We start from the raw sequence: 20,298 nt of genomic DNA on the forward strand, positions 1-20,298 counted from the left end.
CATTTCCGCCGTCTTAAATGCAGGAAACATGCTTTGCCCCGAAGCGGAAAATCGCGTAATGTAACCTGATCAACAAATCCTTTGGATTCCAGTTTGTGACCCTCATACTCACCCGGGGGACGGTTTCGCTGGTCAAGATATAAATGATAGCCATCAGTTTGTTGCTCGATACGGATAAGTTCGAATTGTTCTACAAGATTTGAGGGTAGCAGCAGTTTTAATAGTTCGGTTTCCAAGATTATCTTTTAAGCTAACTAAACTATCAAAATATCTACAGCCCCCCAACTTTTTTGCTTGATCCACGTTTTGGATACCAAAGTGAGTACCAAAGTAAGATGGATCAAGCAGAACAGTTGGGGGGGCATACATTATTTTTTTTCAGGCATCAATATCAGCTTAATGAGGTTTTTGCCGCTTAAGTATTTGTTGGCTGCATCCTTAGTGCTTTGAACGGTTATTTGTTCGAGGTTGCTTACATGGCTCAAAATCTGATCAGGGTTTTCACCGTTCTGCGCCGATGCCGCCAGGTACCCCGCCCAAAAAGCGTTTTGCTTTAATTGCTGCTGGGTGCTCCGGGCTTCTTCCGCCACAAATTTCTGGATATCGGCAGGTAGGGCCCCGTTTTGTTTGATCTTACCAATCTCTTCCATGGTGGCGGCTATCAGCTTATCCACATTTTCGGGTGCGCAACCAAACGATATAGTAAAAGTATAACGCGCGCCCGGAATTTTATGGTAATTGGCCCTTACCCCCGGCGCATAAACACCGCTTTCCTGTTCGCGCAGGCGCTCAATCAATTTAATGTTCAGCACCTCTTCAAGGGCGTCTATCTGGATATTGTTGGCTTCGTTAAAATCATAATCACCGCTAAATATAATCTGCACGGTGCTTTTATCGCCAACGCCCTTATTTACCGTTTTGGTAATTACACCCGGCGGCGGCTGTATGTTAAGGTTTTTATAAGTTTCCTTGCTATTGGTTGCAGGTAAACCGCCTAAATAATGCTCAATATAAGGTTTGATGGCATCTACGGTAAAGTTACCCACAAAAGTGAAAGTGAAACCGCTGGCATCACCAAAGCGTTTTTTATAAAAGCTGTAAGCCTTATCAAGCGATGCCGCGTTTAACCTTGGTAGGGTAGTAACCATCCCACGGAAATTATAGTTACTTAACACGGCCGATACGGTATCCTGGTAAACACTGGCCGGGTCAAGGCCGCGGTTGCTCAATACGGCCCGGGTTTGCTCCATGTTGGCATCCCAGATATCCTGGTCTTTTCTTGGCTGTGTAAAATACAGGTAAACCAGCTGCATGGCTGTTTCAAAATCGGCCGGGGATGTGTTGCCGGATACACCCTGAGTGGTTTCGCTGATATAAGTTGAGATGTTGACATTTTTACCTGCCAGTTTTTTATCAAGCATGCCCTGGTTAAACTGTGCTACGCCGCTGCCCATAATAATAGGCGCAGCAAGGTTGGCCGATGTAAATTCATCATCACTTGCAAGCGAGGTGCCGCCAAACGCGTATCCGTTTATCAGGATCTGGTCGTTGCGGTAATCGGTAGGCTTTAAAATAGCTTTGATGCCGTTGGCTAAGGTAAGGGTGGTAGTGCCCAGGTTTTCGTCGGTATCCTGTTTAACGGTTTTGCTCCCTTCCGGAATTTGGGCCAGTAACGGATCAGACGATACATTATCTACATAAGCGGTAACATTCTGACCGCCGGTGGCAATCCAGTTTAGCAGCGTTTTTTCATCGGGCAGGCTGGCCTTATCCTTTTCAGGGCCCTGTAAAATCACCACCCGGTTCTGGTCGCTTATAAATTTACCGGCCATGGCGTTCATTTCTGCCAGGCTCACTTTATAAATATTGCCGATGTAGTAATTGTATTCAAAATCAATACCCGGAATAGCCTCGCCGGTTAAAAAATTAGCCTGGTACTCGCGTACAAAACGGGCAGAAGGTGTTTTATCCTTTTCGCGGTAGGCGTTGCCAATACCAACAAGGGCATCCTGCTTGGCGCGCTCCAGTTCGGTAAGGGTGAAGCCAAATTTGCGGGCGCGCTCAGATTCGGCAACCACAGCTTTAACGGCTTTTTCCAGTTCACCGGGTTTAGCAACTACTAATGAAGTGTAGGCGTCCTGATCGGCAATAAAATTACCGTAGCTGGTGCGCCCGTATAAAAACGGCGGATTTGGCTTTTGAAGCAACTCGTTTAAACGGGCATTCAGCATTTGGTTAAACAACTGCACCCTCACCTGCTGCATATAATCGGCTGTGGTTTTGGTAACCGTGCCCGGGTGTTTTACAATGATCTGGGCAAGCGTGTAAGGATATTCAGGGTCGGTAACAATTTTTACAGCAGTACCCGGTGTGGCGGGCACGGTATATTTTGTACGGGGCTTTTCGGTAGCGGGGTTTTTAAGCGACGAAAAATTTTGTTTGATGAGCGCTTCAACGCGTTTAGGGTCAAAATCGCCTACGGCAATAACGGCCTGCAGATCGGGGCGGTACCAGTCCTGGTAAAAAGCTTTAATAGTTTCGGGCTTAAAATTTTTCAGGATCTCCTCTTTACCAATGGGTAAACGGAGCGCGTACCTTGAGTTATTAAGCAGTATGGGCAGGGTTTGCTGCTGAATGCGTTCCTGCGCGTTTTTACCGCGCAGGCGTTCTTCCTCCAAAACAACACCGCGTTCTTTATCAATTTCAGCCGGGTCAAAACTTACATAGCCTGCCCAGTTAGCCAGTATATTAAAGCCTTTTTCAAATACGGCAGCGGTATCAGTTGGTAAGGGCAGCTGGTATACGGTTTCGTTAAAAGAGGTGTAGGCATTTAAATCGGCTCCAAATTTTACGCCCGCTTTTTGCAGGTAATCAACCATATGGTTTTTCGGAAAATCGCGCGTACCGTTAAAGGCCATGTGCTCGGTAAAGTGGGCCAGGCCCTGCTGATCGTCGTTTTCCAGTATCGAGCCTGCTTTATTAACGAGGTATAACTCGGCCCGGGTTGCCGGTTCGGCATTGGCCCGGATATAATAGGTTAAGCCGTTTGGAAGCTTACCGATAATTACATGCTGATCTACCGGTAAAACATCGCTTTTGGGCGCTATGCCGGCCGCGGTTCCCGGTTTGTTTTTAGGCGACGGAACAGGTTTCTTTTTGATTTGAGCGAAAGCGCTGCCCGCAGACAGGGTGATAGCCAGCAAGGCCAGCGGAACGTATTTGTTCAGGTTCATTATAAATTTAAAATAATCAGGGTGCTAAAATGCAAAACGAAAATGTTAGTTACAAAGTATAGTTGTGTAAATTAATGTTTTGCGGACAAGCCTTAAATTTTTATAAAAATCTTTTTAATGTAGAACACCCACATCACCAGCCACAAAACGGCCACCGTAAATATAGCACTTACCAACGAGGCATTCACCGGCGAAAAATATGGCGCGAACAAAGTTTGATAAATGGAATGGCCGCCAATTTTAATCATGCTCATATAGTGCGGAATAAACCCGGATAGCACATACGCTGTAATAGCATTGGTGCCGAAAACCACAAAGGGATAAGTGAAGCGTTTGTAACCCTGTACATCAATAAGCCAGTAACTTAAAGCCAAACCTATAGTTGCCAAACCGCCGGTATAAAGTACGAATGAGCTTGTCCATAAGGCTTTATTGATAGGAAAGAAAAGGTCCCAGATCAACCCCGCTATAACCGCCAGCACGCCATAGGTAAACATCCAGTTGGTTTTTACCTGGTCGTCACGGTCTTTGCATTTAAGCCAGCTGCCTACCCTGATACCGAACAGGGCTGTCGCCACAGCAGGAATGGTTCCTAACAAACCTTCCGGATCCCAGGTATGCGATTCGCGCCAGAGATGATCCGGGGTAAACACCAGCCTGTCTATCCAGGCGCCCATGTTGGTTTCGGGTTCGAGGTTGGCATAGCCTACACCGGGCACCGGTATAAAGGTCATGATAATGAAATAGCCTATCAGTCCCGCTGCAAAAATCCAGTCGCGTGTTTTTTGCGATGTTTTGAGGTAAAGCACAGTGGCTATAAAATACACCAGCGCAATCCGCGGCAGTACGCCCGGCAGGCGCAGGTGTGCTAATCCGCCATCAGGGTGAAAAATAAGTTGGGTTACCCAGGGGATGAGCAGCAGAATCACCGTCCTTTTCAGCGCTTTCAGTATCAGTTTGCTATGTGCAACCGTGGCTTTTTTGCTTTCCATGGCATAAATAACCGAAACGCCAACCATGAACAGGAAAAACGGAAACACCAGGTCGGTAGGGGTACAGCCGTTCCATTTGGAATGCTCAAGCGGCGCGTAGATATGTCCCCAATCGCCGGGATCATTTACAAGGATCATCATGGCAATGGTGGCTCCGCGAAATACATCGAGAGAAAGGAGACGTTTGGGTTTATCGGTGGCGATTATTTCGGGCATAAATATTGTTTGGTGGGTATTCAATAGCAATTGTCATTTCAACGAACAGCGCGCCGGTAAGTGATAGAAAATTTGTCTTTCGCCCACAGGTGCAAATGTCTCCAACACTTTATCGTATGACATTTTCTATAGGGATTGCTTTGTCTTTTCCCGGATCGCCATGTCTGCACGGCAATAAACCCGGCGCCCGTGGAGACACGGGTACCGGGTTATACTAAAACATATAGCGTTTAAACGCCTCCATGGCCTCATATTCGGCTAAGCCAAGGCGGTCGTAACGCTGGGCGGTATCGCGGGTACGGTCTTCCGCACGTACCCAGAACTCCCTTGCATCATCGCCCGGGAATACCGGTCTATCTTTTTGCGACTGGTGTTTGAAGATGGCGTTACGCTTGCGGATCACCTCCTGAGGCGACAATGGTACCGCCATTTCTATCTCGTAAGTTTCAAACTCGTGCCATGCGCCGCGGTACATCCACAGCCAGCAATCATCCACCCATGCTTCCTTACCTTTCAATCTTTCCAGTGCTGCAAGGATAATTTTGAAACATACCAGGTGAGTACCGTTCGGGTCGGCAAAATCGCCTGCCGCGAAAATCTGGTGCGGTTTTATTTTCTGCAGCAGATCGATGGTTAACTGAACGTCTTCCTCGCCTACCGAATTCTTTTTGGTTTTGCCGGTTTCATAGAAAGGCAGCGCCATAAAATGGATATGGTCGTCCTGTAAACCGGCATATCTCGCACCCGAGATGGCTTCAGTTTTCCTGATGAAACCTTTTACATTGCGGATCTCCTGGGTGTCGATCTCATTAGGCTGTTTGGTTGGGAAAAACGCCCGCATATCTTCATATGATTTTTGAAGATGGGTAGTGTCTTCGCCGATAGATTTGGTAAAATCGATAGCGAACTCCATGTACCTTAATACGTCATCATCCCATACCGCGGTATTACCCGAAGTTTGGTAGGCTACATGTACGTCATGGCCCTGGTCAACCAGGCGGATAAAGGTACCGCCCATCGAGATCACATCATCATCAGGGTGCGGAGAGAAAATGATAGAGCGTTTTTTGGCAGGCAATGCCCTTTCCGGTCTTTGCGAATCGTCGGCATCGGGTTTGCCGCCCGGCCAGCCGGTAATAGTATGCTGGATCTGGTTAAAAATATCGATGTTGATATTGTATACCGGCCCCTGTTCAACAGCCAGCTGCGCCATGCCGTGGGTATTGTAATCTTCTTCTGTTAATTTCAGTACCGGTTTGTTAATTTCGTTGGCCAGCCAGATCACCGCTTTCTTTTTCAGCTGGTTATCCCAAACGCAGTCTTTCACCAGCCATGGGGTATCAAAACGGGTAAGTTCTGATGCGGCATCAACGTCAAGCACAAACTCAACATTATCAGATAGCTGCAGGTAGGTGGCCGGAACCTCGCCCGAAATCTCTCCCTCTACCGCTTTTTTGATGATCGGGGCTTTTTTTGCGCTCCAGGCCATCAATATAATTTCCCTGGCTTTGAATATGGTGCCGATACCCATGGTAATGGCTTTGGTGGGCACATTGCTCTTACCGCCAAAATCCCTCGCGGCATCGCTCCTCGTAAGGTCATCTAAGGTTACTAACCGGGTACCTGAGTTTGGCGCCGAACCCGGCTCGTTAAAACCGATGTGGCCCGTACGACCAATCCCCAGGATCTGCAGATCTAAACCGCCAAGTTCCTCTATCTTTCGTTCGTATTCTAAACAAAAAGCCACCACAGCCTCGGTATCCAGGATACCGTCGGGTATATGCACATTGCTTTTATCGATGTCAATATGGCCGAACAAGTTATCGTACATGAAGGTCACGTAGCTTTGGGCGGCTGTGGGCTTCATGGGATAATACTCGTCCAGGTTGAAAGTGATCACGTTTTTAAAGCTCAGGCCTTCTTCTTTGTGCTGGCGCACCAGTTCGCTGTATACCGCTATAGGGGTTACGCCGGTGGCCAGGCCCAGTACCGCTTTTTCGCCGCGGGCCTGTTTGGCTTTAATCAGCCTTGCTATCCGGTCGGCTACTGCCACCGAACCGGCTTTAGCATCGCTGTACACGCTTACCGGTAATTTCTCATACCGTGTCTCTTCCAATAAATTTAATCGTGCCATGTAATTGGGAAATGTTTTGAGGTTTCAAAACAAATATATCAGATATTTACAAAGTGCTGCCATTAAAATCACTTTTAAAAACAGCGCCGGTAAAAACGTTAAGCCTATGCTCCCATTAAATTCCAACCTGCAGCAATTGTTCAATATCGCTAAAAAAACTACGAAAACGGGCATAGGATTAATGTCGGGCACATCGTTGGACGGGCTTGACATCGCACTGTGCAGGTTTACCGGAAACGGACTTAACACGCGGTTTGAATTGCTGAAATTTATAACCATCCCTTACCCGGAGGATATTAAGCATGATGTGCAGCAGATATTTGCCAAACGCCTGGCCGACCTGGAAAAAGTGACCCTGCTTAACGCCTACATAGGCACTTATCATGCCGAATTGATATTACAGGCTCTTAACCAATGGGGTATACCCCCTGCCGAAGTTGATTTTATTGCCAGCCACGGCCAAACTATTTACCATGCGCCCAAACGCTTACATCATCATACAAACTACCCCAACGCCACCCTACAAATTGGCGATGGCGACCATATCGCCGTAAAAACAGGCATTGTTACCATATCCGATTTCCGGCAGAAACATATAGCTGCAGGCGGCGAGGGAGCGCCTTTAGCGTTATATGGCGATGTGTTGTTAGGTAACAAAACCGGCGAAAACCGGGTATTGCTCAACATTGGCGGCATTGCCAACTTAACATGGTTACCCGGAGATGGCGATTTCAGTAGGGTGCTTTGTACCGATATAGGCCCGGGCAACACCCTGATAGATGCCGCCTGCCGCACTTACTTTAATCAAGCTTTTGATGAGGATTCGTCCATAGCTTTTAGCGGCACGGTTAATAAGCCTTTATTAAACGCCTTGCTTGCCCATCCTTTCTTCGCTGAAAAAGCACCAAAAACCACCGGCCCGGAATTATTTAATCTGGCCCTGGTTGCCGAAGCACAAAAAGCATCCGGCACAGAAAACATTGATCCTGCGGATCTGGTAAGTACCTTAAGTGCTTTTACGGCTGCCTCAATTGCCAGGTTTGTTAATGAAAATATCGATATCAACGATTTGAAGATATTCGCCAGCGGCGGCGGCGCGAGGAATCCATTTGTTGTTGCAAAGTTAAAAAAGCTATTGCCGGGCGTTAGCATTGAAGATAGCAATACATTGGGTATTGATCCGGATGCGAAGGAGGCTATACTATTCGCTTTGTTAGGGAATGAAGCATTGAGCGGGCAGCCGGTAAGTATTGGAAATAACCCTGCAGTATTGATGGGGAAGTTTAGTTTTGCGGTGTGAAGTATATCAAAACCGTAGAAGTGAGCGTGTTTTCTTTTACTTCTCCGTCAGCACCGTGAACTTGAAATCAAGTGGTTCAAACAGGCGGATCAGCTCATCAATAAAAGCCTGTCCCCATTTTACATACATCAAACCGAAGTTTTCTGAACGCTCCTGTAAGCTGTCTTTAGGGAATAATTCGGCTTTTACCGTGATCAGTTGTTCAAGGCGCACACTGTAGTTCCTCTTTTCGGCTTTAACCAGTTTCTTTTCCAGGTTATCCATCGCTTTTTTAAGCCTCACCTGTACCGCTGTGGCAGATGGAGAAAGTGTTGGATCTATTTTATAGGCGCGAAGCTTTATTTTCTCGAACAGGCTTTCCATTTCGCGCCACTCTTCGGCAATGCTCAGGTTGTGTGCGCTGTGTTTTTTAATCCAGTAGGTTTGCAGGGCGTCGCTCTGTTTAAATAGCGAAACAGCATCCAGGTCCATACGGGCTATTTTGGCGGCCTGTTCTTTTTTGATAACCAAAGCCGAGTTGCGGAGAACCAGAACAGGAAAATCAATTTGATAATAATCGAAATTTGATTTCAGTTCCAACCAGTAAACTACCTCGGCGCCGCCGCCTATGTAGGCGATGTTGGGGAGTATACACTCCTGGTATAGCGGCCGCATTACCACGTTGGGGCTAAAACGCTCGGGATATTCGGCAATTTCCTGTTTCAGTCCCGCTTCCGTAAATCTGATCTCCGTATTTAAAACATGATAGCTGTCGTTTTCAAAAACGATGCGCTCACGCAGCTGATCTTTCAGGTAAAAAAAATTGATTTCGCGAGGGTTTACCTGGATATGCACCCCAAGCTCGTGCAGCTTGTGGTTGGTTGCGGTGATATTTTTAAAACTATGCTGACCAATGATGTCCTGCTCAATGATTGGCGCGAACTCTTTTTTAAACTCGTGGTCATCCGCGTCGATAATCACTAAACCATATCTGCCGAACAGGGCGTTAACGAGGTAACGGGTAGCATCGGCCAGTTTATCAAATTTGGTGTAGGCAGTTTCAACAATTTCGGCCAGCTCGGTAGCGTGCCCTTCCATACCCAACACGCCTTTGTACTGGTTAAGCGCCTGGCGCATGCTTACCGGGTCGATCCGGCCGGTAGCGCCCGAGGCCTCGTACCACCAATGTACTTTTTTACCGCCGATGTTGGTATAGTTGATCTCGGCAAAGTCATGATCTTCGCTGGCCATCCAGTAAACGGGCACAAAGTTTTTATCGGGATGGGCGGTTTTTAATTGCTGCGCCAGCTTAATGGCGGTGGCTATTTTGTAAAGGAAATACAACGGCCCCGCGAAAATATTTAACTGATGACCGGTTGTAATGGTATATGTATTATCTTGTTTTAAAAGCGAAATATTTTCTCCTACCCTCTCTAAAGCATCACTTTCGGACTTCCGGACTTTCGGACTTCCGGACTCCAGGCACTCGTACTGCTTCGTTAAAACACGCACCAATACTTCACGATCTGCAACAACTTTTTTAGTTTTTAAAAACTCAGCGAAGCCGGCCATGTCCGGGCGGTAGCCATAAAAAGGCTGCAGTTCGGGTTTGTTGTCGATATAATCGGCAATGGTGCTGGAGAAAAAACCGGTGTCTTTATAACTTATACAGGAAGCGTCCATTTCGTTGATTTCGGATTGGGATGTTCGATTTTGGGTTTTGGCCTAAAACAAAACACCAGCAAATTAAATAAAATTGCTGGTGTCGAAATTAGATTATAAATCGCAAATCGCTTAGCAGCAAGTTGCAAATTAGCATTATTTTACAATTTGTCCATAAAGATCAAAGTCTTCGGCGCTGTTTATCTGCACGTTAACAAAGCTGCCAATAGTAGCATAATCAACACTGGCATCAATCAATACCTCGTTATCCACCTCGGGCGAATCAAATTCGGTACGGCCAACAAAGTAATCACTGTCTTTCTTATCTATCAGTACTTTGTAGGTATTGCCCACCTTCTCCTGGTTTTTATCAAACGAAATGCCCTGCTGAATTTCCATAATGGTATCGGCGCGTTGCTGTTTAACTTCTTCGGGCACATCATCCGCTAAGCTGTGCGCATGTGTTTTTTCTTCGTGCGAGTAGGTGAAACAACCTAACCTGTCAAATTTGGTATCCTCAACCCATTGCGCCATTTCTTCAAAATCCTGTTGGGTTTCGCCCGGGTAGCCGGTAATCAGCGTGGTACGCATGGCTATGCCCGGTACACGATCGCGGATTTCGTTTACAATATCAATAGTTTTTTGCTTGGTAATACCTCTGCGCATCGATTTCAGCATATTATCGGTAATGTGCTGCAACGGCATGTCCAGGTATTTGCAAATGTTTGCACGCTCGTTCATCACATCCAGAATCTCCATCGGGAAACCCGAAGGGTACGCGTACTGCAACCTGATCCACTCGATGCCGTTTACATCAGATAAGCGGCGAAGCAGTTCATCCAGGTTGCGTTTGCCATACAGGTCAAGGCCATAGTAAGTTAAATCCTGCGCAATCAGGATCAGCTCTTTAGTGCCGTTTTTAGCCAGTTTCTTCGCATCCTCCACCAATTGCTCCATCGGCGTACTCAGGTGCTTACCCCTCATTAAAGGAATAGCGCAAAATGAACACGGACGGTTGCAACCTTCGGCAATTTTAAAGTAAGCGAAGTGCGATGGTGTGGTTAGCAAACGCTCGCCTATTAACTCATGCTTGTAATTAGCGCCCACGGTAGCCAAAAGGTTTTGCAGATCGTTAGTGCCAAAATAGGCATCAACATTGGTAATCTCGGCCTCAAGCTCGGGTTTATAGCGCTCGCTGAGGCAGCCGGTTACAATTACCTTGCCTACCTTGCCCTGCTCTTTAAGCTCGCTGTATTGCAGAATGGTATCTATCGATTCCTGCTTGGCATTATCAATAAAGCCGCAGGTGTTAATTACTATAATATCATTTTTGCCTACCTTTTCGGCCTCATGCACCACATCAAACTGGTTGCCCTTCAACTGGCCCATCAATATCTCCGAATCGTAGATGTTTTTGGAGCAGCCTAATGTAACCACGTTTACACGAGGTTTGGCTTGTTTTGCCGAAGGGCGTGAAATTTCCTTTGTTTTCATAACACACTTTATCACCGGGGGAGCCCCCTCTAAATCTCCCCCGGTAGGGGAGACTTTTAAATTTCTGCTTTTTTAAGCCCTCCCTACCGGGGAGGGTTTGGGTGGGGCTTATTGCTTAAACAAACTGTCAACAAACGCCTGCCTGTCAAACAACTGCAGGTGGTCCATCCCTTCGCCAACACCAATATATTTTACCGGGATCTTGAACTGATCAGATATACCTATTACTACACCGCCTTTTGCCGTACCGTCAAGCTTGGTAAGCGCCAGGGCGTTTACGTTGGTAGCCTCGGTAAATTGCTTGCATTGCTCAATAGCGTTTTGCCCGGTTGATGCATCGAGCACCAGCAGTATCTCATGCGGAGCGCCGGGAATCACTTTCTGCATTACGTTTTTGATCTTGGTAAGTTCGTTCATCAGGCCTACCTTGTTATGCAGGCGGCCTGCAGTATCTATAATTACTACATCATCCTCATTAGCCACAGCAGAACGAAGGGTATCATAAGCTACAGAAGCCGGATCCGAGCCCATGGCCTGGGCTACTACTTTTACACCAACACGCTCGCCCCAAAGCTTAATCTGATCAACCGCGGCGGCGCGAAAAGTATCGGCAGCGCCTAATACTACCTTGTTACCGGCTTGTTTAAGTTTGTGGGCCAGTTTGCCAATGGTGGTGGTTTTGCCTACGCCGTTTACACCCACTACCATAATTACGTAGGGTTTATGGTCGCCGTATTCGAAATTGCGGAAGTCGTTGCTGTTGTTTTCGGCAAGCAGCTGCTGAATTTCGTCTTTTAGCAGCGTATTCAGTTCGTTGGTACTTACGTATTTATCGCGGGCAACGCGGGCCTGGATGCGGTCGATGATTTTGAGGGTAGTGGTTACCCCTACATCTGATGTTACCAGGATCTCTTCCAGCTCATCAAGCACATCATCATCAACGGTTGATTTACCGGCGATGGCCTTGGTGATCTTCGAAAAAAAGTTATCCTTGGTTTTTTCCAAACCGGTATCAAGCGCCTGCTGTTCCTGCTGCGTATTTTCCTTTTTCTTAAAAAAATCAAATAATCCCATAAGCCTCACCTAAATCCTCTCCAAAGGAGAGGACCTTGTTAAATAGTTTTTAAATCAGATTATTACACCAGCCTGCCTGCTTCTCCCTCTCCTTTGGAGAGGGCCGGGGTGAGGCCTAACAAAAAAAGCCCTCTCGTTAAAAACAAGACGGCTTCAATATTTGAATCAAAGAGTGATTATATAGTTTTACCAGCAATTGCATCCTTAACTAAATCGTTAGGGACAATTTGGGTTTTGAATGAATAAGCACCGGTTTTAGGTGATTTATTCATGGTGATCACTTTTGAATATTCTTTGCCTTTACCTGCTACTTTCAGGGTTGCAACTACTTTCTTTGCCATCTCTTAATTATTGAATTAGTGATTTACTGAATTAGTGATTTTATTTTGATTGTTGAATTAGCGAATCAATTACAAATCTAACTACCCAATCAAAGCTTCAACCAATTATTTTATCTCTTTGTGAACAGTAACTTTACGTAAAACCGGGTTGAATTTTTTCAACTCTAATCTTTCGGTAGTGTTTTTCTTGTTCTTAGTGGTGATATAGCGAGACATGCCTGGCATACCGCTTGTTTTGTGTTCGGTGCACTCTAAAATCACCTGAACCCTGTTGCCTTTTTTTGCCATTTTGTTTTTATGTTGTACGTGTCACCTCACGGCTTACGTAATTTTCAATTTATTATACTGCTAAACCTGCAAGCCAACTACTAAATGTAGCCTTTTTTAACAAATTTATTGATGCAGGCGGTAATACCGTTTTTGCTGATAGTTTTAACCGCCGAGGTAGATACTTTTAAAGTAATCCATTTATCCTCTTCAGGGATATAAAACTTTTTAAGTTTCAAGTTAGGATGAAACCTGCGTTTTGTTTTAACGTTTGAGTTTGAAACGTTGTTACCAACGATAGATCCTTTTCCTGTTAGATCACAAATTCTTGACATGACAAATATTTTTAATTATCAACCCTTTATCCAAAAAGAGTTTGCAAATATCAGACTTTTAAATCAAATATTCAAGGGTGATTTAAAAATATTTGAAAAAAGATTTATGGAGTGGGCTGATAGTTATGTTATTAGTTAGTAATAGGTTATTTCGCGCGTTGTTGTACCCGAATACTTTCGTTCGGGCATTGGCTCAAAGGTGTTAGTAGCACTTATCCGTTTAAGCCAATTGCCTTTTGAATCACGTTGAGGATATGTATAAGTTGTCTTATTTAAGAGTAACTCTTCCTCATAAAAAGAGGATTCGATCAAATGGTTTTCATGATCGTATTTATATTTCCAAAAATTAGGAGCAGCGTGTACATTAAGAGCATGCGTATTCCATTCTGTTAAATTTCCTGATTTATCATATTTAGCTAATGATTCGTACTGAAATATATCGTCCGATTTATCGGCACTGCCATACCTTGATATATTGCCATTACTATCAAAGTCCCACTTAACCCCATAATTTCTCTCCCCGGAAAGCGTTTCGGTTAGCGCCGTCTTTTTCCCATCAGCATTATACGAAGAAACGTACCGGGTTTCCTGCCGTTCTGTTTTCTTTTCCTTTTTATTCTCATGCCCTTCAGTATAGCTCCAACTTGATTTTGAATAAATCATATCGCCCTGTTAATTAAAATCAACAACTAAAAAATAATCGCCTAATGTGCTTTTTTCAATCAAACGTTTTACGTTCCCGTTTAATTTTTCGGCATATCTGTCCGAGTACAGCATAATAGAAGCCGGTTTGGTTTTTTTATATGAGCAGGAAGTAATTAACAATAGTAGGATTAAAATTCGTCGCTTTAGCATAATTGCAAATAAGGTGGCTTAAATTAATAGTAAGTTATTTTACGGGTTTCTTCAACTTACGTCAATTACCAGGTTATACCATCTGTCCCGTTTATAAACATAACGCTTCGTCCAGTTTTTGTGTGCGTCAAAATTATGTTGATCTCGGGCCGGGTGGTTTATACAAAAAACCAAGTTCCTTTCACTTTCGATAATTCTTCAACAGGTTATAGTCGGTAAAATCCATAGCATCATCCGCGTTAATACTTCTCTTTAAAATGAGTTTTTCTTCGCCTTTTTTATCGTAGGCAAACACTTTTATGCTATCGCATTGGTCGGCCCTGGCAAAAGTTCTTAAACTATCAGCCTCAATGGTTGCGAAAATTGTGCTGTTACACCCGGAAAGCGCAAAAGCTTCTATACAATTTAACTCTTGATTATAACTCAGGTTTGGAAACGTGTCGGAGTTTTTAATCAGTATCAGTTCATCATTTTTCTTATCGTAGATAAAAAGCGTACGGATCTCGTTGCCGCCACGTGCTGCTATTGCCGAAATAAAGGTAAAATCGTTCAGCACGTCGTTGTTAAAATCTGATACTGAGGGATCGGAACTGGTAATTCCATCCTTTGGGAGATGAAATTCATTTTTAATTATCCATTTATCAGCATGCTTTGAAAAGAACCGGATAACAACGTAGGTGCTATCCTCAATTTTAAACTGCTCGAGACTTACCTTATTAAACCCTTTACGGCCTATATTTAAACTATCTGTAAATGATTCCGTAAGTCCGTGCTTATCTGGCATCGTTTTCGGTTTCGCTTTTATTTCTTTATGCAGATGTTGTACAACAGGAGCAGGGCGTTTTTCCCCGCATGCGGCTAATAATAAAACCGATAATAGTATCAGGCAGGTGATAGGTTTGGGGCGCATTGGTTAATCTTTCCCGTAAAAATAATTGAAAGTTGAAACTTAAAGCGGGATATCCAACAAATTTTATATCACATCCGCTAAATCAACTATCGGCCAACAATAATTCCGGTATCATGTAAATCAATAAATCATAACAATCAGGGTTCAAACCAAACTGCAAACTGCTCACTCAAAACTGCCAGCTGAACATGGGCGTTGCCTGCGGCCCGGGCTATCCGTTCCAAGTCCTCGCCTTGCCCTTACACAAGTCCACCGTACGCTCCGGGCTTTCCACTACTATCCCTAACGCGGGGGATAGAGATTAGAGATCAGTGATAGGAGATTAGTTTTCTTTGTCATGTCCTGAAAATAGTAGACATTTTTATTTGTTTGTTTGAGCTGTTAATAAGTCGGAAACTCTTCGAGTTTCCGACTTATTAACAGCTTTTCTTTTTTTGCTTCTTTTTTTCTTTTAAAAACGCTTTTATTTTGTTGATAACTTATGCAGCCATGTGTACTTGTTGTGGCGTGGCCAGGTTCAATGACCAATGTGGCCTGTTCATATTGTACGAATTTATTGCCTCTTTTACTGCCTTTGTTGCATCCTTTACTGAAGGGAATGTGCTATCGAGGCTATATTCCTGTTTAAGTATTCCGTTGACACGTTCCGCCATCGCATTTTCGTAACAATGGTTTTCTTCTGTCATGCTGATCCCTATCCTGGCCTTTTTTAACAGTTTTGTATATTCATTGCTACAGTACTGGATCCCACGGTCTGAGTGATGGATCAGGTCATCGCCGTATTGTCGTTGCCTGATGGCCATCTGCAGGCTACGAACAGCCCCGTCAATTCTGAGGCTATCTGACAAATGCCAGCCTACCACTTTTCGTGAATATGCATCTGTGATCAAAAACAGGTATACAAAGTCTTTTGATGTGCGGATATACGTAATATCAGCTACCCAGCATTGATGGGCACCGGTAAGCAGCCTGTCCTTCATTAGGTTCCTGTAAACCCTGAAGCGGTGATAAGAATCTGTCGTAGAAACATATTTGCGACGTCTTTTTACCAGGAGCCTATGTCGGGTTAACAACTCAAAGAACTTATCCCTACCCATCCGTATGTCTGCTTTGGCTATATCTTCCTTTAACAGAAAATATAGTTTCTTACCTCCCAGACGCGGATGGCACCGACGAACTTCATGAACCAATGATAAAACAAATGTCTCATCTAAGGCTTGCCTGTCGGCTGCTGATACTGCTTTATAATAACCACTTCGGCTTACTTCAAAATAGCTGCATAGTTCCTTTAATCCGTGCTTTGACCCGAGCGCACAAATGCTTGACCGCCAAACTTTTTTTTTAAGTCCGCTCCGTATAATTTGCCCGCCTGTTTAACTACCTCTTCCGCGCAATCACGGGCCAGGTATGCATCTGCCAAAGCCAATTTTAATTTCTTGACTTCCTGATCTAATTCTAATAACCGATCCTTCTCTGTTTTCGTTTCCACTCTTATCACCTTGTTCTGTAAATGTTGTTTGCCTAAAGTTCCAAGCCATCTGCTTACTGTCTCGGCTCCGCGGATCCCGTAACGTCGGCTCGCTTCTGCAAGACTTAAACCTTCTTCTTCGATCTCTTTGACTACTTTTTGTTTAAAGCTAATACTGTACCTGATTACTTTTACTTTACATTTTGTCATCTTTCCTTACTCTTTTGTTAACATTTTCTGTCAACCTATTTTAGGACAAGACACTTGTTAAACCCGGATTAAACCTAACCTCTAATCTCCAACCTCTAATCACTCAAAATCACTTCTTAAAAAATTTTAAAAAGATGCAATTTTAGTTTACACATCACACATAATTTATTAAATTACGGCCGCCATTTAAACCAGCATGAAACCGTTACCGGCCAACACTTAATAAACAATTTAAGCCGGAAGCAGCTTCATCTACCAACCAAACACCAACCAACCAATGAAAATTACATCGTTTGAAGAGTACCAAAAAGTTTACCGGCAAAGCGTTGAGCAGCCCGAACAATTCTGGGCCGGCATTGCCGATAATTTTTTATGGAAAAAGAAGTGGGATACCGTACTCGACTGGAATTTTAAAGAACCGAAAATCAAATGGTTCCAGGGGGCGCAGCTTAACATTACCGAAAACTGCCTCGACCGTCACCTCGAAACCCTTGGCGATAAACCGGCCATCATCTGGGAACCTAACGACCCGGAAGAAGACCACCGCATACTAACCTACCGCCAGCTGCATGATAAAGTTTGCCAGTTTGCCAACGTACTCAAAAACAACGGCGCTAAAAAGGGCGACCGGGTATGTATCTATATGCCCATGATCCCCGAGTTGGCTATCGCTGTTTTAGCCTGCGCAAGGATCGGCGCTATCCACTCGGTAGTGTTTGGCGGCTTTTCGGCGCAATCCATTGCCGATAGGATCAACGATGCCGAATGCAGCATTGTAATTACCTGCGATGGCGGTAAGCGCGGGAATAAAGAAGTGCCGCTTAAAACCGTTATTGACGATGCCCTGGTGCAGTGCCGTTCGGTTAAAAAAGTGATTGTGCTTACCCGTAGCCGTACCCCTGTATCTATGATCAAAGGGCGTGATGTTTGGTGGGAAGATGAAATTAAGAAAGTGGAAACCCAGGGTAACCCCGATTGCCCTGCCGAGGTGATGGATGCCGAAGATATGCTGTTTATCCTGTACACCTCTGGCTCAACAGGCAAGCCCAAAGGCGTGGTGCATACCTGCGGCGGTTATATGGTTTACGCCGGCTATACCTTTGCCAACGTATTTCAATACAATAAGGGCGAGGTTTACTTTTGTACCGCCGATATCGGCTGGATTACCGGTCACTCGTACATTGTTTACGGCCCCCTTTCGCAAGGAGCCACTACATTGATGTTCGAGGGGATTCCTACTTACCCCGATGCAGGTCGTTTCTGGGAGATTGTGGACAAGTTTAAAGTAAACATATTATATACCGCGCCAACGGCTATCCGCTCGTTAATGAGTTTCGGGCTGGATAACGTGAATAATAAGGACCTCAGTTCGCTTAAAAAATTAGGCTCGGTAGGCGAACCAATTAACGAGGAAGCATGGCACTGGTTTGACGACAATATCGGCAAAAACCGCTGCCCCATTGTTGATACCTGGTGGCAAACAGAAAACGGCGGTATCATGATCTCGCCTATCGCGGGCATCACCCCAACCAAACCCGGTTACGCTACCTTACCGCTACCGGGCGTGCAACCTGTTTTGGTTGACGAGAACGGAAAAATTATTGAAGGCAACGGCGTAAGCGGAAATCTTTGTATCAAATTTCCGTGGCCGGGCATGCTGCGCACCACCTATGGCGATCATGAGCGCTGCCGTACCACCTACTTTGCCACTTACGAGAACATGTATTTTACCGGTGATGGCTGCCTGCGTGATGAGGACGGTTACTACCGCATTACCGGCCGTGTTGATGACGTATTGAACGTATCAGGCCACCGCATTGGCACCGCCGAAGTAGAGAACGCCATCAATATGCACAGCAGCGTGGTGGAATCGGCGGTGGTTGGTTACCCGCACGATATTAAAGGGCAGGGTGTTTACGCTTATGTAGTGAGCCCGGATAAGCACGGCGATGAGGATATTACCCGCAAGGACATCATCATGACAGTATCGCGCATTATCGGGCCGATTGCCAAGCCGGATAAGATCCAGTTTGTAACCGGTTTGCCGAAGACACGTTCGGGCAAAATTATGCGCCGTATCCTGCGTAAAATTGCCGAGGGCGATACCTCAAACCTGGGCGATACCAGTACTTTGCTTGACCCTACGGTTGTTGACGAGATCAAGGCCGGAGCTTTATAATTAAAAACATTGTTATCTGATACAAAAAACGGGATAGCCTAAGCCATCCCGTTTTTTGTATCTTTAAGTTACCCTACGCAAACAGCGCGTTATATGGCTTTTTCAATCATCCACCGGTGCCCAAACGGATCAACAAAATCACCCTGGCGGTATCCGTAATCATAATCCTGTACTTCTGAAGCTACTTTTGCACCCGCCCGCCTTGCTTTTTCCATTACGGCATGCACATCATCAACAAAAAGGCCGATGGTTACACTGGTGGCTTTAGCGGTACCGGGGCAAAGCACACTGCTGCGTTCGGTTTCCTCGTGCACATGGAAAATGGTTCCTTCTATTGATAATTCGGCTACGTGGATGCTCCCATCATCATTACTGAATCGCCGTAGCTCTACAGCGCCCAAGGCATTACTATAAAAGCTGATATCCGTTACCCCATGGGGTATAGCCAACTGGGGGGCGAAAAATGGTTTTACTGACATGGTTTATGGGTTGGTTAATCTTCTTCGTCCAGGCTAAAAATCTCCTCGACAGGCTTGCCAAATACGCGGGCTATTTTTAGCGCCAATACCGTAGATGGCACGTACCGATTACTTTCGATGGTGTTGATAGTTTGCCTTGATACACCGATCAGTTCAGCCAGCTCGGCCTGGGTTATGTTTTTAATAGCCCGCTCCACCCTGATATTATTTTTCATGTCGCCCCTCTTCTTTATGGATAAGACGGTTGTTTTGAAAAATCTTCCACCTGAAACGCACGATGAAAAACACCAGCGGCACCAGTAAATTTAAAAACAAAATATGTTCGGTGTCTTTACTTAATATTAAACTCACCACCAAAAGTATATAATTTACATAAATTGCCCACTGCAACGAATCCTGGCGCAACTGGAAGATCTGTTCATCTTCAATCCGCTCTTTAGCAAAGGCGATAAAAAACAAGCCAATGGACATGAGCAGCGTGGTGAGCAAAAAAAAGAGGTGATGGCTGTTAAACAGATCATCGCTCGCCGGTTCGTCAGGTGTATTAAACCCAAGCTCTTTTTTAAATAGCATAACAGGCACATGGATCAGGAACAGCGCCAGGCCCAGGTACCTGAACCAATGCGGAAATAAAAAGCGGGATTTCATGATACACTTCCTTTAACTTCGGTGGTTAAGGCTTTGTTTAACAAAAAGATCTTCCATCTGAAACGAATGATGAAAAACACCAGCAAGGTTAGTACATTGTACATCGTGAACATCAGGAAGCCGAGCCCATACGAGGCGAAAATCAAAACCGCGAATACGGAATAGTTTACGTAAACCGCCCATTGCAACGAATCGGAGCGGAGCTGAGTGATGTGTTCGTCTTCCAAACGTTCTTTGGAGAACGCCAACAGGATCAGGCCGGATAATACCATCAACAACTGGATCTCATCGTCAAAGTTTTCATCCAATATGCTGCCCGTAAAATTTTGCAGCGCCCTCGGAAGATTATGCCATACAAAGATTTCATTGACGCTGTTTTGCGAATAAATGTAAAACGCCAATCCCGCTAAAAGCAGGATTAATCCAAAAGAACGGGCTTTTGCCGGAAATAAAAAACGTGATTTCATAACTGTAAAGTTTGGTTTACCAAATGTAAAACAAACTTTACAAATGTCAAATATA

At 45.0% G+C, this 20,298-nt stretch carries 20 protein-coding genes; 2 read left to right on the forward strand and 18 right to left on the reverse strand.

All coding sequences use genetic code 11. From position 1 onward, the window contains the following. The 4 genes from LX99_RS25935 to LX99_RS20190 form a co-directional block, all read right to left on the reverse strand. Positions 1 to 236 (reverse strand): ISAon1 family transposase N-terminal region protein (locus LX99_RS25935; protein ID WP_211319062.1); only part of this gene is annotated, 236 nt, incomplete at its 3' end. A gap of 132 nt (positions 237 to 368) precedes the next feature. Next, positions 369 to 3,233, reverse strand: coding sequence for a M16 family metallopeptidase (locus tag LX99_RS20180; protein ID WP_109609478.1), 2,865 nt, complete (start codon positions 3,231 to 3,233; stop codon positions 369 to 371). A gap of 92 nt (positions 3,234 to 3,325) precedes the next feature. Next, the gene (locus tag LX99_RS20185) at positions 3,326 to 4,441 is read right to left on the reverse strand and encodes an acyltransferase family protein (RefSeq protein ID WP_109609479.1); all 1,116 of its coding nucleotides are present in this window, start codon (positions 4,439 to 4,441) and stop codon (positions 3,326 to 3,328) included. Positions 4,442 to 4,655: 214 nt separating this feature from the next. Beyond that, positions 4,656 to 6,575 (reverse strand): glucosamine-6-phosphate deaminase, encoded by a 1,920-nt coding sequence (locus LX99_RS20190; RefSeq protein WP_109609480.1) that lies wholly within the window; start codon positions 6,573 to 6,575, stop codon positions 4,656 to 4,658. 106 nt (positions 6,576 to 6,681) lie between these two features. On the opposite strand from LX99_RS20190, the gene LX99_RS20195 reads away from it, so the two are divergent. After that, positions 6,682 to 7,875 (forward strand): anhydro-N-acetylmuramic acid kinase, encoded by a 1,194-nt coding sequence (locus tag LX99_RS20195; RefSeq protein WP_109609574.1) that lies wholly within the window; start codon positions 6,682 to 6,684, stop codon positions 7,873 to 7,875. Between the two features lie 36 nt (positions 7,876 to 7,911). Here LX99_RS20195 and bshC read toward each other — a convergent pair whose 3' ends face one another. The 10 genes from bshC to LX99_RS20245 form a co-directional block, all read right to left on the reverse strand. Then, positions 7,912 to 9,537 (reverse strand): bacillithiol biosynthesis cysteine-adding enzyme BshC, encoded by a 1,626-nt coding sequence (bshC, locus tag LX99_RS20200; protein WP_109609481.1) that lies wholly within the window; start codon positions 9,535 to 9,537, stop codon positions 7,912 to 7,914. Positions 9,538 to 9,672: 135 nt separating this feature from the next. Continuing rightward, positions 9,673 to 11,010 (reverse strand): 30S ribosomal protein S12 methylthiotransferase RimO, encoded by a 1,338-nt coding sequence (rimO, locus tag LX99_RS20205; protein ID WP_109609482.1) that lies wholly within the window; start codon positions 11,008 to 11,010, stop codon positions 9,673 to 9,675. A gap of 108 nt (positions 11,011 to 11,118) precedes the next feature. Beyond that, positions 11,119 to 12,084 (reverse strand): signal recognition particle-docking protein FtsY, encoded by a 966-nt coding sequence (ftsY, locus tag LX99_RS20210; protein WP_109609483.1) that lies wholly within the window; start codon positions 12,082 to 12,084, stop codon positions 11,119 to 11,121. Between the two features lie 176 nt (positions 12,085 to 12,260). After that, positions 12,261 to 12,425: a DUF4295 domain-containing protein gene (locus tag LX99_RS20215; RefSeq protein ID WP_022830074.1), complete on the reverse strand. Its 165-nt coding sequence runs from the start codon at positions 12,423 to 12,425 to the stop codon at positions 12,261 to 12,263. Between the two features lie 105 nt (positions 12,426 to 12,530). Then, positions 12,531 to 12,713 carry a 50S ribosomal protein L33 gene (gene rpmG / locus LX99_RS20220; RefSeq protein ID WP_022830075.1) on the reverse strand — a complete coding sequence of 61 codons (183 nt, stop codon included), beginning with the start codon at positions 12,711 to 12,713 and terminating at the stop codon, positions 12,531 to 12,533. An 80-nt stretch (positions 12,714 to 12,793) separates the two neighbouring features. Next, positions 12,794 to 13,027, reverse strand: coding sequence for a 50S ribosomal protein L28 (gene rpmB / locus LX99_RS20225; protein WP_022830076.1), 234 nt, complete (start codon positions 13,025 to 13,027; stop codon positions 12,794 to 12,796). A 135-nt stretch (positions 13,028 to 13,162) separates the two neighbouring features. After that, entirely contained in the window at positions 13,163 to 13,690 is a 528-nt protein-coding gene (locus tag LX99_RS20230; protein WP_109609484.1) for a hypothetical protein, read from the reverse strand. A gap of 373 nt (positions 13,691 to 14,063) precedes the next feature. After that, complete coding sequence (locus LX99_RS20235) at positions 14,064 to 14,666, reverse strand: XAC2610-related protein (RefSeq protein ID WP_146203174.1); 603 nt, start codon at positions 14,664 to 14,666, stop codon at positions 14,064 to 14,066. Between the two features lie 605 nt (positions 14,667 to 15,271). Next, the gene (locus LX99_RS20240; RefSeq protein ID WP_109609486.1) at positions 15,272 to 16,153 is read right to left on the reverse strand and encodes an IS3 family transposase; all 882 of its coding nucleotides are present in this window, start codon (positions 16,151 to 16,153) and stop codon (positions 15,272 to 15,274) included. Further along, positions 16,081 to 16,470 carry a transposase gene (locus LX99_RS20245; RefSeq protein ID WP_109609487.1) on the reverse strand — a complete coding sequence of 130 codons (390 nt, stop codon included), beginning with the start codon at positions 16,468 to 16,470 and terminating at the stop codon, positions 16,081 to 16,083. The genes LX99_RS20240 and LX99_RS20245 overlap by 73 nt, the downstream gene beginning before the upstream one ends. 250 nt (positions 16,471 to 16,720) lie before the next feature. Here LX99_RS20245 and acs point away from each other — a divergent pair, with 250 nt between their 5' ends. Next, positions 16,721 to 18,649, forward strand: coding sequence for an acetate--CoA ligase (acs, locus tag LX99_RS20250; protein WP_281270986.1), 1,929 nt, complete (start codon positions 16,721 to 16,723; stop codon positions 18,647 to 18,649). An 89-nt stretch (positions 18,650 to 18,738) separates the two neighbouring features. Here acs and LX99_RS20255 read toward each other — a convergent pair whose 3' ends face one another. The 4 genes from LX99_RS20255 to LX99_RS20270 are packed head-to-tail and all read right to left on the reverse strand — an operon-like array spanning position 18,739 to position 20,243. Beyond that, on the reverse strand, positions 18,739 to 19,128 hold the full coding sequence (locus tag LX99_RS20255) for a VOC family protein (protein WP_109609489.1): 390 nt from the start codon (positions 19,126 to 19,128) through the stop codon (positions 18,739 to 18,741). Between the two features lie 14 nt (positions 19,129 to 19,142). Next, on the reverse strand, positions 19,143 to 19,343 hold the full coding sequence (locus LX99_RS20260) for a helix-turn-helix transcriptional regulator (RefSeq protein ID WP_022829645.1): 201 nt from the start codon (positions 19,341 to 19,343) through the stop codon (positions 19,143 to 19,145). Then, positions 19,333 to 19,776: a hypothetical protein gene (locus LX99_RS20265; protein ID WP_109609490.1), complete on the reverse strand. Its 444-nt coding sequence runs from the start codon at positions 19,774 to 19,776 to the stop codon at positions 19,333 to 19,335. Before LX99_RS20265 ends, LX99_RS20260 begins: the two co-directional genes overlap by 11 nt. Continuing rightward, positions 19,773 to 20,243 (reverse strand): hypothetical protein, encoded by a 471-nt coding sequence (locus LX99_RS20270; RefSeq protein ID WP_109609491.1) that lies wholly within the window; start codon positions 20,241 to 20,243, stop codon positions 19,773 to 19,775. The genes LX99_RS20265 and LX99_RS20270 overlap by 4 nt, the downstream gene beginning before the upstream one ends. Positions 20,244 to 20,298 lie beyond the last annotated feature (55 nt).

This window comes from Mucilaginibacter oryzae (genome assembly GCF_003148845.1).
Lineage (GTDB): Bacteria > Bacteroidota > Bacteroidia > Sphingobacteriales > Sphingobacteriaceae > Mucilaginibacter > Mucilaginibacter oryzae.